Annotated in this window: 17 protein-coding genes; all 17 read left to right on the top strand. The window is 38.2% G+C overall.

Annotated features, from left to right (window positions below):
- On the top strand, nucleotides 1-404 hold a 404-nt coding region (locus D6734_10510), incomplete at its 5' end, for a hypothetical protein (protein RMF93278.1).
- 125 nt (nucleotides 405-529) lie between these two features.
- A complete protein-coding gene (locus tag D6734_10505) occupies nucleotides 530-1525 on the top strand; it encodes an FAD-dependent oxidoreductase (protein RMF93277.1) in 996 nt (331 codons plus the stop codon).
- A gap of 19 nt (nucleotides 1526-1544) precedes the next feature.
- On the top strand, nucleotides 1545-2075 hold the full coding sequence (locus tag D6734_10500; GenBank protein RMF93276.1) for a hypothetical protein: 531 nt from the start codon (nucleotides 1545-1547) through the stop codon (nucleotides 2073-2075).
- Nucleotides 2076-2148: 73 nt separating this feature from the next.
- Nucleotides 2149-3150, top strand: a complete 1002-nt coding sequence (locus tag D6734_10495) for a bifunctional oligoribonuclease/PAP phosphatase NrnA (GenBank protein RMF93275.1) — start codon at nucleotides 2149-2151, stop codon at nucleotides 3148-3150.
- A gap of 115 nt (nucleotides 3151-3265) precedes the next feature.
- Nucleotides 3266-3499: a hypothetical protein gene (locus D6734_10490; protein ID RMF93274.1), complete on the top strand. Its 234-nt coding sequence runs from the start codon at nucleotides 3266-3268 to the stop codon at nucleotides 3497-3499.
- Nucleotides 3500-3531: 32 nt separating this feature from the next.
- On the top strand, nucleotides 3532-3705 hold the full coding sequence (locus D6734_10485; protein ID RMF93273.1) for a 4Fe-4S dicluster domain-containing protein: 174 nt from the start codon (nucleotides 3532-3534) through the stop codon (nucleotides 3703-3705).
- A gap of 28 nt (nucleotides 3706-3733) precedes the next feature.
- The gene (locus D6734_10480) at nucleotides 3734-3847 is read left to right on the top strand and encodes a rubredoxin (GenBank protein RMF93272.1); all 114 of its coding nucleotides are present in this window, start codon (nucleotides 3734-3736) and stop codon (nucleotides 3845-3847) included.
- 566 nt (nucleotides 3848-4413) lie between these two features.
- The gene (locus D6734_10475; protein ID RMF93271.1) at nucleotides 4414-5397 is read left to right on the top strand and encodes a thiamine pyrophosphate-dependent dehydrogenase E1 component subunit alpha; all 984 of its coding nucleotides are present in this window, start codon (nucleotides 4414-4416) and stop codon (nucleotides 5395-5397) included.
- Complete coding sequence (locus D6734_10470; protein ID RMF93270.1) at nucleotides 5390-6373, top strand: alpha-ketoacid dehydrogenase subunit beta; 984 nt, start codon at nucleotides 5390-5392, stop codon at nucleotides 6371-6373. Before D6734_10475 ends, D6734_10470 begins: the two co-directional genes overlap by 8 nt.
- A 33-nt stretch (nucleotides 6374-6406) precedes the next feature.
- Nucleotides 6407-7684, top strand: coding sequence for a dihydrolipoyllysine-residue succinyltransferase (sucB, locus tag D6734_10465; protein RMF93269.1), 1278 nt, complete (start codon nucleotides 6407-6409; stop codon nucleotides 7682-7684).
- Nucleotides 7685-7708: 24 nt separating this feature from the next.
- Nucleotides 7709-8227: a cysteine hydrolase gene (locus D6734_10460; protein ID RMF93268.1), complete on the top strand. Its 519-nt coding sequence runs from the start codon at nucleotides 7709-7711 to the stop codon at nucleotides 8225-8227.
- 18 nt (nucleotides 8228-8245) lie between these two features.
- The gene (locus D6734_10455; GenBank protein ID RMF93267.1) at nucleotides 8246-8764 is read left to right on the top strand and encodes a cob(I)yrinic acid a,c-diamide adenosyltransferase; all 519 of its coding nucleotides are present in this window, start codon (nucleotides 8246-8248) and stop codon (nucleotides 8762-8764) included.
- Nucleotides 8764-10158, top strand: coding sequence for an aspartate ammonia-lyase (locus tag D6734_10450; GenBank protein RMF93266.1), 1395 nt, complete (start codon nucleotides 8764-8766; stop codon nucleotides 10156-10158). Before D6734_10455 ends, D6734_10450 begins: the two co-directional genes overlap by 1 nt.
- A gap of 14 nt (nucleotides 10159-10172) precedes the next feature.
- Nucleotides 10173-10916: an SDR family oxidoreductase gene (locus D6734_10445; protein RMF93265.1), complete on the top strand. Its 744-nt coding sequence runs from the start codon at nucleotides 10173-10175 to the stop codon at nucleotides 10914-10916.
- Nucleotides 10917-10952: 36 nt separating this feature from the next.
- Nucleotides 10953-11210 (top strand): hypothetical protein, encoded by a 258-nt coding sequence (locus D6734_10440; GenBank protein RMF93264.1) that lies wholly within the window; start codon nucleotides 10953-10955, stop codon nucleotides 11208-11210.
- Nucleotides 11211-12002 carry a hypothetical protein gene (locus D6734_10435; protein ID RMF93263.1) on the top strand — a complete coding sequence of 264 codons (792 nt, stop codon included), beginning with the start codon at nucleotides 11211-11213 and terminating at the stop codon, nucleotides 12000-12002.
- Nucleotides 12003-12058: 56 nt separating this feature from the next.
- On the top strand, nucleotides 12059-12583 hold the full coding sequence (locus tag D6734_10430) for a peroxiredoxin (protein ID RMF93262.1): 525 nt from the start codon (nucleotides 12059-12061) through the stop codon (nucleotides 12581-12583).
- Nucleotides 12584-13097 lie beyond the last annotated feature (514 nt).

Here is a 13097-nt window from a genome sequence, read left to right as displayed (position 1 = left end):
TTGATATTGCTACTTTGACAGGCGCCTGTATAGTTGCCTTAGGTAATTGTGCTATGGGAGTTATGGGAAACAATGAAAAATTGATTGAGATTATAAAAGAAGCTTCATCCTTGTCTTATGAAAGAGTTTGGGAATTGCCTTTATGGGATGATTATAAAGAAGATATTAAAAGTGATATTGCTGATATTAAAAACATTGGGAGCGGTTCAGCCGGAACAATCATTGGAGGAATTTTTCTTAAAGAGTTTGTCGATGAAAAAACTCCGTGGGCGCATCTCGATATTGCAGGCACCTGCTGGAATGAAAAGAAACATGACTATTTTCAGAAGGGACCCACTGGAAGCGGTGTGCGCCTGATGGTTGAAATGATGAAGATCATTGCGAAGAAAAAAAGGATTTCATAAAGGCATTTCTTCTTTTTATTTTAGACCCTTTTTTCAACTGAAAGAGAAAAATATTTGAGAATAATTATTTATTGTGTATATAGGCATCAGGGAATAATGATTTTTTAAGCGAGGTAGATTGAAAAATGAAATATGTAATTATTGGAACAGGACCTGCGGCAGTAAGCGCAGCTAAAACATTGTCAAAGGAAGATTCAAGTTCGGAAATTGTTATGGTTTCGGCTGAAGCAAAACCCTTCTATATAAAACCTGCTTTAGTTGAGTATATATCTGGAGATGTACCTGATAATGCGCTTTTTATGGAAAACATGATAAAGTCTGATAATGTTTCTGTTATAGCAGGAAAAAGGGTTATCAAAGTTGAGGCAGATAAAAACTCGATCTTATTGGCAACAGGAGAAAAAATTGACTATAATTATCTTGTAATAGCTACGGGTGCATCATCGCAAGTTCCTTCGAATTTAGAACATGCGCGCCAGTATATAGACTGTCTTTCTGATTCGGCTGACGCTCTGAGGATTAGGAAGAAGATTGAAACATCAAAGAAAGCGGTAATTTCAGGAGAAGGATATACAGGAATTGAACTTGCAAGAGGGTTGAAAAAAGCAGGATTGGATGTGACATATATAACCAAAGAGAACGAACTCTTGCCCGGTTTTGGAGAGGAAATTGATAATAATGCACTTTTTTCGAAGATGAAAGAAAGGGGAATCGATATTTTACTTGAAGAAGAAATAAATGATGTTGTTTCTTTGAGTGCAGATGAATTAAATGTTATTACATCAGGAGGAAAAGAAATAAATTGTAATATAGTTGTTTCATCAGACCGCTATGAACCGAATGTTGCTTTCCTCAGAGATTCAGAAATTTCGGTTGAAAAAGGAATACTTGTGAGTGAAGAACTTCGTTCATCAGTTTCGAATATTTTTTCAGCAGGAGATGCCGCACAAGTCTATGATATAAACAGGAATCTTAATCGTATCAATTTTGGCTGGAACAGCGCTTCTGCACAGGGAGAGCTTTGTGCTAAAAACATTTTAGGAGAAGGAAGCGTTTATATTGCTGATGAAGATAAATACTTCAGGCAGTTGATTGGAAAAAAAATAATGGAAAGATGGTAAATTACCGGGAGGTATAAAAATGAAGGATAAGATTGAAGCTTTAAAGATAGCATATCAAACAGAACTTGACGGTTATGATTTTTATCAAAAATCAGCCAAGAAATGTAAAAATCGCCTTGGCAAAGTCATCTTTGATTCCCTCGCAAAGGAAGAACATGGCCATATAACAATGATTAAACAAATATGGGATTCCCTTGAAAAGGATGAAAAATGGCCTGAGCTTCCAAAGCCGGAGAAAGATGAAAGAGTTATGCCTATGGAATTCGATTCCATCTTTAAGGAAGCGGAAAAAGAGCTTGATAAAAATGCAGCTGCCGATGCTGATGATATTGAAGCAATCAAGATTGCAATGGATATAGAAAGCAAGGGTTACGATTTTTATAAAAAGCATGAAGAAGAAGCTGATAATGAGTTGGAGAAGGAATTTTATTCAAGGATAGCTGAACAGGAGTCAAATCATTACAAGATTTTAGAGGAAACATTTGAATATCTTTCTAATCCTTCAGAATGGTTTTCCAAGAAGGAAAGACCTATCTTCGAAGGGGGTTGAAACTTTTTCAATTCTTTATGGCTCCTATTTATAACCAATAAGGTTTTGCCCATAAAAGATTTCTTATATTTTGATGGCTAATTCATTAGAGTCTTTTACTGCAGAATTTAGAAAAGCTTTGTCTTTATTTCAGAGGGTCATAATTACAACACATATGAACCCTGATGGAGATGGCCTTGGCTCAGAGCTTGCAGTTTACAGCTTGATTAAAAAGCTTGGCAAGGAAGTACTAATTCTCAATAGCGATCCTGTTCCGGAAAATTATAAATTTCTTTGTGAATATGCCCCTTATACATTATGCAATGAAAATGAACCATTATTGGAATCTGATATTGTTGTTATCCTCGATATTAGCACATTGGAACGGCTTGGAACTATGTCAAATTTAGTGTCTTCTGCCCCTTCAAAAAAAATATGCATTGACCACCATGCATCCAATTCAGGATTTGCCGACTTAAATTATATAGATTCTAAGGCAAGTTCAACAGGAGAACTTGTTTACCGCATAGCAAAATCAATGAATATTGAAATAGATAAAAATGCTGCCCTTGGAATTTACACTGCTATATTAACTGATACAGGTGCATTCAAGTATTCCAATACAACATCAGAAGTTCATCGGATTACAGCTGAAATGATCGAGATAGGGGTATCGCCTGATTTTGTTTACAGCAAGATTTATGAACAAAAGAGTGAAGAAAGAATGCGGTTGTTGGGAGAGGTTCTGACTAATATTCAATCTATGTGCGGCGGAAGAATAGTGTGGTCTGAAGTAACACTTGAAATGAGAAAAAAAGAAAATGTTGAATATGAAGAAACAGATGGTTTTATAGATCAGCTTGGCTTTATAGGCGACATTGAAATTTATCTTCTTTTCCTCGAAAGAGATGATGGAAAAATAAAGGTAAGTTTGAGATCAAAGAATGATTTCGATGTCAATAAGTTTGCAAAAAAATTCAATGGCGGAGGTCACTCTCATGCCGCAGGAATACTTCTTGAAGGAAATCTTGAAGATGTTAAAAATAAAATTTTAAGCTCTCTTAAAAATGATATTGAAATATCATCACGAAAATAACTAATATGTTCTTATATTTTTTTTGGAAGAATATTTAAATTTCTTGACATAGCTGCTAAATAAATAAATTCATATAGATAATTGAGTAAAATTTTTTGTCATTTAGTTGGAATTTATGTCTCCTGAGAAAAGAGAAAAGTTGAAAATTATGATTGAAGCAATCAAGGAAGCTATTGTGCGAGAGGAGGAGTCAGCTCTCTTTTATCTCAATAAATCGAAAGCAGAACATTTCGAGGAGCTGAATTCCCTCTTCAAATCACTTGCAAATCTTGAATTGGAACATAAAAAAGATCTTGAAAGATTGCTTATTGAATATGAGAGTCAGTTGAATTCTCATGAAAAAGAGTAATAACAATAAACAAATGATTGAGGAGGTATGGTATGTCTTATAAGATAACTGATGAGTGTATCGCTTGTGGTACTTGTGTTGATTCTTGTCCTGAAAATGCAATCAGTGAAGGTGATCCTATTTTTGTTATTGATCCACAAAAATGTACTGAATGCGGAACCTGTGCTGAAGTTTGCCCTGTAGATGCCTGTAAGCCGGAAGAATAGAATAGTGCTTCAAAGGGGATGAGAAATTATGAAGAAGTGGAGATGTTCTGTATGTGGATATATTCATACAGGAGAAGAACCTCCTGAGGAGTGCCCAAGGTGTGGCGCTCCAAAAGAAAAATTTGAAGAAGTTTTGGATTGATTTAACTTTTCGAGGTGAAAAATTGGCAAAAAAAAAGCTTACAGCCCTTGATGTATTAACTATAGCTATTGGTAGAGAAAGGGATTCTGCTCTCCTATACAAGAAACTTTCCGCACGCGTGAAAAATCCTCTCATAAGAAAAAAATTGAAATCCTTATCAAAGGAAGAAGCAGAGCATGAAAGACTTTTAACAGGTATTTATGAAAAGGAATCGGGAGAAAAAGCTCCCAAAAAAAAGGCATCGGCAAAGGCAAAACCTGATATCGATATAGATAAGGCAGAACTTGTGGAAGTTATTGAATATGCCATTAAGAAAGAAAAGGCAGCATTCCGTTTTTACAGAAACTATGCAAAATTGATTAAAGACCAAAGCGGCAGGTTTATGTTTGAATATTTGTCTACCTTTGAAAAGGGACATCAAGTATTGCTTGAAGAAGAACTCAAAATTTTGAAACGATATCCTAAATGGGCAGAAAATGAAAATCTTTCAGGGTTGACCCATGTAGGTCCATAGAAAAAACATTTATTTAGAATAAATAGGTTAAAACAAATAGGGGGTGTGAGCCATAGATACCGTAATTGAACCTGAAAAACTGAAAGAGCTTTATTATTATCTGAAACTTACTAGAGATTTTGATGAAGAGGCACGCAAACTATTTAAACAGGCGCGTTTTGGGGGCACTTATTTTTCGGCTGTGGGACAGGAGGCAACTACTGTTGTCCCATCATTCCTCCTTACAAAAGAAGATATCGTAGCTCCCTCTCATCGTGAGCTTGGTGCGAATATAGGAAAGAAAGTTCCACCGAAGGTCATTATGGCTCAAATTTATGCAAGAAAGACAAGTCCTGATAAGGGGAAGTCTCATCCTTGTCATTATGGCTATGCTCCACTCAATGTAATCACACCTGCAAGTACAGTTGCTGCTCAAATTGTCCTTGGCACAGGTGCCGCTTACGGTTTTAAACTTCTTGGGAAAAAGAATGTAGCCGTAAGTTTTTTCGGAGATGGGGCAACGAGCAGAGGATGTTTCCACGAGGCATTAAACTTTGCAGGCGTTCATAAACTGCCAATAGTATATATATGCCAAAACAACTTTTGGGCTGAATCAGTGCCTCTTAGACTTCAGACTGCTCTTACCGATTTATCAGACCGAGCAAAGGCGTATGGATTCCCGGGAATCTCAATAGACGGTAATGATGTAATGTTAGTCCTCAAGACTTGCAAAGAAGCAATTGACAAGGCAAGAGAAGGCGGCGGACCAACATTTATAGAATGCAAGACTTACCGATGGTATGGACATTCTGAGATCGATCCGGCAGATTACAGATCACCAGAAGAAGTGGAATACTGGAAAAAAAGAGATCCAATTCCTGCTTATGAAAAATATCTTCTCGATAACGAATTAATAACTCAGGAAGAAATTGATGAAATACAGAGTCGAATAAGAAAAGAAATAGATGAAGCAGTTGAGTATGCAGAAAACAGCCCTTTCCCGCAACCGGAAGAAGCACTTGAAGACCTCTATTATGAAGGAGGAGAGAATGCATAGGGTTACATATATTGAAGCAATAACTGAAGCACTTCGCGAAGAGATGGAGCGTGATGAACGCCTCTTTATGATGGGGGAAGACATAGGCGCATATGGCGGAGTTTTCAAGGCAACGAAAGGCTTGCAGGAACAATTTGGAGAATTGAGGGTATTGGATAGCCCTTTATCAGAATCCCTTATAGCAGGCGCTTCCATTGGTGCAACCCTTGTGGGATTGAAAGCTGTGCCTGAAATACAGTTTGCTGATTTTGTAACACCGGCAATGGACCAGATTATTCAACAGGCGGCGAAGCTAAGATACCGCTCGGGGGGGAGCTATAAATGTCCAGTAGTTTTCCGCATCTGCTGTGGCGGAGGAATTGGAGGCGGATTGTATCATTCCCAAAGCAATGAAGCATGGTTTGTCGACCAACCAGGATTAAAAGTGCTTGCACCTGCAACTCCTTATGATGCTAAAGGACTTCTCAAAGCAGCGATAAGAGATGAAAATCCTATAATCTATTTTGAACATAAGAAGCTTTACCGCAGTATAAAGCAGGAAATTCCTGATGAGGATTATACAGTCCCTATTGGAAAAGCAGATATAAAACTCGAAGGCGACAATGTAACAGTTATTACATATAGTCTTCCTGTCAATTATGCTCTTGAAGCCGCAAAACCTTTGGCAAAAGATAATATAAGTATAGAAGTTGTAGATTTGAGAACTCTATTGCCAATGGATAAAGAAACAATGCTTGAATCTGTTAAGAAAACTGGTAAAGTACTTATTGTCCATGAAGCCAATAAAACAGGTGGTGTTGGAGGGGAGATAGCCGCTATCATTGCAGAGGAGGCTTTTGAATATCTTGATGCACCTATTATGCGGCTTGCAGGGCCTGATGTGCCGGCTGTGCCCTTTGCTCCGCCGATGGAAGATTTTTTTATGGTCAATCCCAAAAAAATCGAGGATGCCGTAAGAAAATTGGCTGCATATTAATTTTAGCAGGATTTCTTTAAAGGAGATTTATTTATGCCTGTCCCTGTTATTATGCCACAGCTTGGAGAAAGTGTTGTTGAAGGTACAATTGCAAAATGGTTTAAAAAGGAAGGGGACAAAGTCGTCAAAGATGAGCCACTCCTTGAAATAAACACGGATAAGGTGAATATTGAGGTCCCCTGTCCTGCTGACGGAATCCTTTTGAAAATACTCGTTAAAGAAGAAGAGACCGTTGCAGTTGGTACAAAACTTGGATTGATTGCTCTTGAAGGAGAAGAAGCAAAAGTAGAAGAGACTGAGACAGAAGAGGAAAGAGCAGGAATAAAACCTGCCGAAATTCTTGAAGAGCCAACAGCCGCTATAGAAAAAGCAAAGAAGGAAAAAACTGAAAAAAGACGCTATTCACCTGCTGTTAGACGGCTTGCAAGGGAGTATGGAATAGACCCTGAGGAGATTCAAGGTACAGGTGCAGGTGGCAGAGTAACACGAGATGATATCCTTGCTTATGTTGAAAAGAAAGCGGAAGGAATAGTAGATGAAGAAATTTTAGACCTTCATCCAGAATTTTGGGCAGGAGTTGTCAAGAAAGTTCCCTTGAAGGAAGGTGAAAAGGAAGAAGAGATTGTTCCTCTTTCTGCTGTCAGAAAAGCAATTGCCCGTCAAATGTTGAGAAGCAAAAAGGAAGCGCCTCATGTAACCACATGGGATGAGGCAGATATGACAGGATGGGTAAATTTTTTGAAGAAGCGCAGACAGGCAATCAATGAAAAGTACGGCATCCATCTCACATATATGCCATTTATAATAAAAGCAGTCGTTTTGGCGCTGAAAGAGTTCCCTGTTCTGAATTCCTCCCTCGTGAATGATGAGATAAAGGTTAAGAAATACTATAATATTGGTGTTGCCGTTGCCACGGAAAGAGGATTGATTGTCCCTGTAATCCATTCAGCTGACAAGAAGAGTGTCAGGGAGATTGCTAAGGAATTGGAAGAGCTTGCAAGGAAAGCGAGAGGAGACAAACTTTCTTTACAAGATGTCCATGAAGGCACCTTTACAATAACTAACGCAGGTGGCTATGGCGCAATTGCTTCAACTCCTATTATCAATTATCCGGAAGTAGCTATTCTCGGTGTCCACAAAATAATGGAAAAACCTGTTGTCTTTGAAGGCGAGATTACTAAAAGATGGATGATGAACCTCTGTCTTTCATTTGACCATAGAGTAGTTGACGGTGTGCCTGCTGTCAAATTTCTGCATAGGGTAAAAGAGTATCTTGAAGAACCTGAAATGTGGATTGTAGAGTTTGTTTAAGCAATCCAATCCCCGGGTGGTTTTATGGCAATCATTGTTATAGATATGCTCAGGGGATTTCTTGAAAAGGGTTATCCCCTCTTTTGCGGTACAGATTCAAGAAAAATCATATTACCGATTAGAAACCTTCTTGAAAAAAGAATTGAGAAAGAAAAGGTCATATTTTTGCGCGATGAACATCGCGAAGATGATCCTGAATTTCGTGTTTTCCCAAAACATTGCCTCGAGGGCTCTATAGAATCACAGGTTGTTCCTGAGCTACAGGAGTTTTGGAAAAAGGGGATCGATGTACCAAAAACCCGCTTCAGTGGTTTCTTTGGAACAAACCTTGATGAGATATTGAGAAAAAACACGGCAGACGATGAATCTATAACTGCTGTTGGTGTATGCACCGATATATGTGTAATGTATACCGTTGCAGACCTTCGTTCGCGAGACTATGATGTAATAGTTCCTGCAGATTGCGTTGCTTCTTTCGATAAAAAAGCTCATAAGTTTGCTTTAGATCATATGGAAAAAATATTGGGAGCAAAAGTTATTTGATTATGAAAGGGTAATAGGATGTCAATATCTACGGGCGCAGGAGATAAAGGTACGACAAGCCTTTACAGTGGCGAAAGAGTAAAAAAATATAGTTTAAGGCCTGAAGCTTATGGCACGGTCGATGAATTTGGTGCATATCTTGGTGCGGCAAGATGTATAGCAGAAAATCCAAAGACAAAGGAGATAATCATCTATATACAATCTTCTCTTTTCCCGCTTTGTACTGAATTGGCGACTTCACCTGAAAAACGCAGTAAAATAAAGAAATTCATTGGAGAAGAAGAAATCTCACAGATTGAATTATGGATCAAGGAATTGGAAGAAGAACTTGAATTGCCTCCCTCTCTCGTGCTTCCAGGTGAAAATCTCTCTTCCTCACTGCTTCATATTGCAAGGACTGTGATAAGGCGTGCGGAAAGAAGGATTGTTGAACTTTCGGAAAAGGAGGAAGGCGTAAGTCCCAATCTTCTTAAATATGTCAACCGATTGTCAGATATCGTTTATCTCCTTGCATGCCTTGAAGCAGGAGGGAGATAATGGGCAATAAGAAAACCAAAAGAGGTAAAAGGAAGTTTAGAGTCGAAAATGATTCCTTGGGTAAAAAGAAAATCCCTGTAGAAGCTTACTATGGCATCCAAACCTTGCGTGCTGTGGAAAATTTCGAAATAAGCAGTGCAAAGACTCCCAGCGAAATAATTTATGCCATTGCTGAAATAAAGTCTGCAGCTGCTCGAGCCAACGCCGATCTGAAGGTCCTGAGTAAAAAAATTTCAAATGCCATCATAAAAGCATCTAAAGAAATTGTTGCAGGAAAATTTGATGAACATTTCGTTGTAGATGCCTATCAGGCAGGTGCAGGCACTTCATCGCATATGAATGTAAACGAAGTGATTGCAAATAGGGCAAATGAAATACTTGGCAGTGAGCGCGGTACTTATGTCCCCATCCATCCCAATGATCATGTCAATTATGGACAATCGACAAACGATGTCTTCCCAACTGCAATGCGAATTGCTTCTCTTCGCCTTTTGAAAGGAGTTCTTGATGAAACTGAAAAACTATCTGATTCTTTGAGGAAGAAGGAAAAAGAATTTAGAGATGTAGTAAAGTCAGGAAGAACACATCTTCAGGATGCTGTGCCAATGACATTGGGTAATGAATTTGGCGCTTATGCACAGAATGTAGAGAGATGGCATTACAATATCTCATTGTGTGTACCGTCATTACAAGAGCTTGGCATCGGCGGTTCAGCTGTTGGCAGCGGCATCAATACGGCTGAAGGTTATAAAAAATTAGTTGTGAAATATTTGGCGCAGGAGACAGGACTGAAGCTTAAATCGGCGAAAAATCTGTTCGAAGCAATGCAGAGTATGTCTCCTTTCTTACAGCTTTCGAGCTCTTTAAAAAACTATGCCATAGACCTATCGAGAATATGCAATGACCTGCGTTTAATGTCTTCAGGTCCTGCAACTGGCCTCAATGAAATCAATCTTCCTCCAGTCCAACCCGGCTCATCCATTATGCCCGGCAAAGTCAATCCTGTGATTGCTGAGGCGATGAATATGGTCTGTTATCAAGTAATAGGCAATGATACGGCCATTTCCTATGCCTCTCAAGCAGGACAGCTCGAGCTCAATGTGATGATGCCTTTAATAGCTTTTAATATCGTAAACAGCCTTAAAATTTTGGCTGCGGGGTTAAAGATGTTTCGTGAAAAGTGCATCGTTGGAATATCAGCCAATAAAGGTATATGTCGTTTTTATGCTGAAAGAAGCGAAGGAATCGCAACAGCACTCAATAGATATATAGGATACAGCCGGGCGGCAGAGATAGTAAAACTTGCAAAGAGGAGCAAAAAATCAGTAATCGATATTATAAGGGAGAAAAAAATTTTGACAGAAAAGGAAATTGAGAAACTTCTTTCGACATAACGAAAAAGAGAGTTATGAAGGAAATATCATTAAAAGGGAAAAAAGCGGTAATCACAGGCGGAGCAAAGAATATGGGAAGGATTATTGCATTGGAACTTGCCCGCCTTGGAGTGGATATTGCTGTTGGATACTACAAATCCTTCAGGGAAGCAGAAATGACAGTAAAAGAGATTCAAGCTTTCGGCGTGAAGGCCTTGTCCGTCAAAGCTGATATCAGAAAAAGCTCTGAAGCTGAAGGATTTGTAGAATCTGCGGTGAGAGGTTTAGGAGGGATTGATTATTTGATAAATAATGCGGGCTATTTTCAGTCTGCAGACATAGATAAGGTTGATAGGAAGATGTGGTTTGATGCTTTGACTACAAATCTTACCGGTCCCTTTTTTTGTGCCCAAAAAGCTGCCGAGTATATGAAAAGACAAGGGTCTGGAAAAATTGTCAATATTTCGTCTCTTGGGGGAATAAGGCCTTGGCCTAAATCGATTCCTTATTGCGCTTCGAAAGCAGGACTTATTATGTTGACTCAGTGTCTTGCTGTTGCACTGGCTCCTGAGATTCAGGTAAATGCCATTGCCCCGGGGATGATTACGCTTCCTGATAGTTATAGTGATGAAATACGGGAAAGGATAGTAAAGAGAATACCTCTTAAGAAGACAGGAAAATTTGAAGATATAGCGAAAGCAGTCGTTTTTTTGCTTTCTGAATCAAATTTTACGACTGGCGAAGTTTTGACAATCGATGGAGGCCAAAAGTTAAGGTGAGAAACCCAACACTACCAAATAAAGGGAGGAAATATTATGTCGGAAGAAAAAAACGAATCTGCAACATACACCTGTAAGACTTGCGGAAAAATAAGTACTGAAATAAGCCATCTTTGCAATCCTGAATATGTTGAAAAAAAGGAAGCATATACCTGTGAATACTGTGGAAGGACTGCAACGGATAAAAAACATATATGCAAACCAAAGATAACGGAACTGAAATTTGTCTGTGGAAACTGCGGACGGGTAGCAGATAAGAAGGAATTGCTCTGCAAACCGAATGAAATAGAATAAATGACGAAGATAAAACAGATGGACTGCCGCAAGTTTAACGAAAAACTTGAATTCTATTTGAGGCCACAGTCCTTTCCTCTTGCAATCAAGATGTTGAAAGCAGGTGATTCTATTCCTGATAAAACAAAAGTCCCTCTTCGAGATTTGAACAAAAGAATAGCTATTTGTCAGGGGATTTCAATTGCACGACGCTATGGATGGACAATTGCAATGGGGGAAGCTGATATCAATTGTCCCATAACAAAGATTGTCTTTGGTTTTGAAAAGGCAAGTGAGAAATATTACAGTGGTGTTGCCTGTGCAGGTATGTATAATGCTTCAGAGAAGGAAGGTGCAAAAACTGAAAAAGAATGCCCAAAGTTTGAATATGGGAAATATGAAAAAATTTTGGTTGCCCCTCTTTTTTCAGGCAAATTTATGCCAGATATAGTTTGCATTTATGGAAACTCAGCGCAGGTTATGCGCCTTCTCGTTGCTTCTTTATATGAGAGAGGAGGTTATCTACATTCAAAGTTTTGCGGAAGGGTGGATTGTGCTGACATCGTTATCGAGACAATGAAAAACAAAAGATGCCAAGTAATACTTCCCTGTTATGGAGACAGAGTATTTGCCCAAACGCAGGATGATGAAATGGCTTTTTCATTTCCCTATGATGAGGCAGAATCTATTTGCAGGGGATTGGAGGAGACTCACAAAGCAGGCATTCGTTACCCTATTCCAAATTATTTGAGATATGAAGGAGAATTTCCTGAAAAATACAAAGCAGTTATGAATGATTGGGAAAAGAGTTGAGATTAAACCTTTTTTACTGAATTGATTCTGATAACATTTTTTTGGGAGGGATGGCTATGGCTGTTAAAGTTGGAGAATTAGCCCCGGATTTTACTATGGAAGGAGTTTATAATGAAAAATTCAAAAAATATACTCTTAAAAAATATAGGGGCAAGTGGGTAGTATTATTCTTTTATCCTCTTGACTTTACATTTGTATGTCCAACAGAGATTACTGAATTTAGCAGGAATTATGAAAAATTCAAAAAACTTAATGCAGAAGTATTTGGCGTTAGCACTGACAGCAAGTTTTCACACCTTGCATGGATTGAAAGAGACTTGAAAGGATTGAAATATCCATTATTGAGTGACACCAACCATAAAGTTAGCAGAGATTACGGCGTCTTGATAGAGGAAGAAGGAATAGCGCTTAGAGGGTTGTTCATCATAGACCCTGATGGAAAATTGAGATATCAGGTCGTTCATGATTTAAGTGTGGGTCGAAATGTAAATGAGACACTTCGTGTACTAGAAGCTTTACAGACAGGGGAATTGTGTCCAGTAAATTGGGAGAAGGGCAAAAAAACATTAGGGAAAGCATAGTTCAATAGAGAAATAATATAAAAGCTAATATAACTTTGAATGAATACTGCTCTTTGCATATTTTTTTCAAAAATTAGTTGTCATCTGCCTCGATTGATGAATCCGTTCTCGTTAAGCATTGATGAAATAAATCTCTTCAATGGGGCATAGAGCGAGTGTCGAGTAATCGGACAATTGAGGCTGTAGAATGTTAGAAAAATTTTACAAGGTATGATTTTGTAAAGAAAGAAGGAAAAATAAGATTAGCAGATAAAATTTGTACTTTGAAGATAATTTTTCCTTTTTAATCCTGTGAGTTTTTTTACTTTGCCTAAATCCTGCTTCTGATAGATAATCTGAATTAGTCCAGAAAATCTCATTATATTAGAAATTGTCTTTGTTAGGAGGTTTATAAAAAAATTGAAAATTGCTTTTCTTTTGAATGGGTTCCCTTCCATTTCTGAAACATTTATTCTAAATCAGATAACCGGACTTTTAGAGGAGGGTATTGATGTAAAAATATATGCCATATACC

The organism is Candidatus Schekmanbacteria bacterium, from assembly GCA_003695725.1.
GTDB lineage: Bacteria > Schekmanbacteria > GWA2-38-11 > GWA2-38-11 > J061 > J061.
This window is presented reverse-complemented; position numbering and strand designations above follow the sequence as displayed.

Coding starts and splice junctions, on each gene's coding strand:
- D6734_10485 (RMF93273.1), top strand. CDS start 3,532: ATGTCTTATAAGATAACTGATGAGTGTATCGCTTGTGGTACTTGTGTT.
- D6734_10495 (RMF93275.1), top strand. CDS start 2,149: ATGGCTAATTCATTAGAGTCTTTTACTGCAGAATTTAGAAAAGCTTTG.
- D6734_10450 (RMF93266.1), top strand. CDS start 8,764: ATGGGCAATAAGAAAACCAAAAGAGGTAAAAGGAAGTTTAGAGTCGAA.
- D6734_10435 (RMF93263.1), top strand. CDS start 11,211: ATGACGAAGATAAAACAGATGGACTGCCGCAAGTTTAACGAAAAACTT.
- D6734_10440 (RMF93264.1), top strand. CDS start 10,953: ATGTCGGAAGAAAAAAACGAATCTGCAACATACACCTGTAAGACTTGC.
- D6734_10430 (RMF93262.1), top strand. CDS start 12,059: ATGGCTGTTAAAGTTGGAGAATTAGCCCCGGATTTTACTATGGAAGGA.
- D6734_10460 (RMF93268.1), top strand. CDS start 7,709: ATGGCAATCATTGTTATAGATATGCTCAGGGGATTTCTTGAAAAGGGT.
- D6734_10455 (RMF93267.1), top strand. CDS start 8,246: ATGTCAATATCTACGGGCGCAGGAGATAAAGGTACGACAAGCCTTTAC.
- D6734_10500 (RMF93276.1), top strand. CDS start 1,545: ATGAAGGATAAGATTGAAGCTTTAAAGATAGCATATCAAACAGAACTT.
- D6734_10480 (RMF93272.1), top strand. CDS start 3,734: ATGAAGAAGTGGAGATGTTCTGTATGTGGATATATTCATACAGGAGAA.
- D6734_10490 (RMF93274.1), top strand. CDS start 3,266: ATGTCTCCTGAGAAAAGAGAAAAGTTGAAAATTATGATTGAAGCAATC.
- sucB (RMF93269.1), top strand. CDS start 6,407: ATGCCTGTCCCTGTTATTATGCCACAGCTTGGAGAAAGTGTTGTTGAA.
- D6734_10470 (RMF93270.1), top strand. CDS start 5,390: ATGCATAGGGTTACATATATTGAAGCAATAACTGAAGCACTTCGCGAA.
- D6734_10445 (RMF93265.1), top strand. CDS start 10,173: ATGAAGGAAATATCATTAAAAGGGAAAAAAGCGGTAATCACAGGCGGA.
- D6734_10505 (RMF93277.1), top strand. CDS start 530: ATGAAATATGTAATTATTGGAACAGGACCTGCGGCAGTAAGCGCAGCT.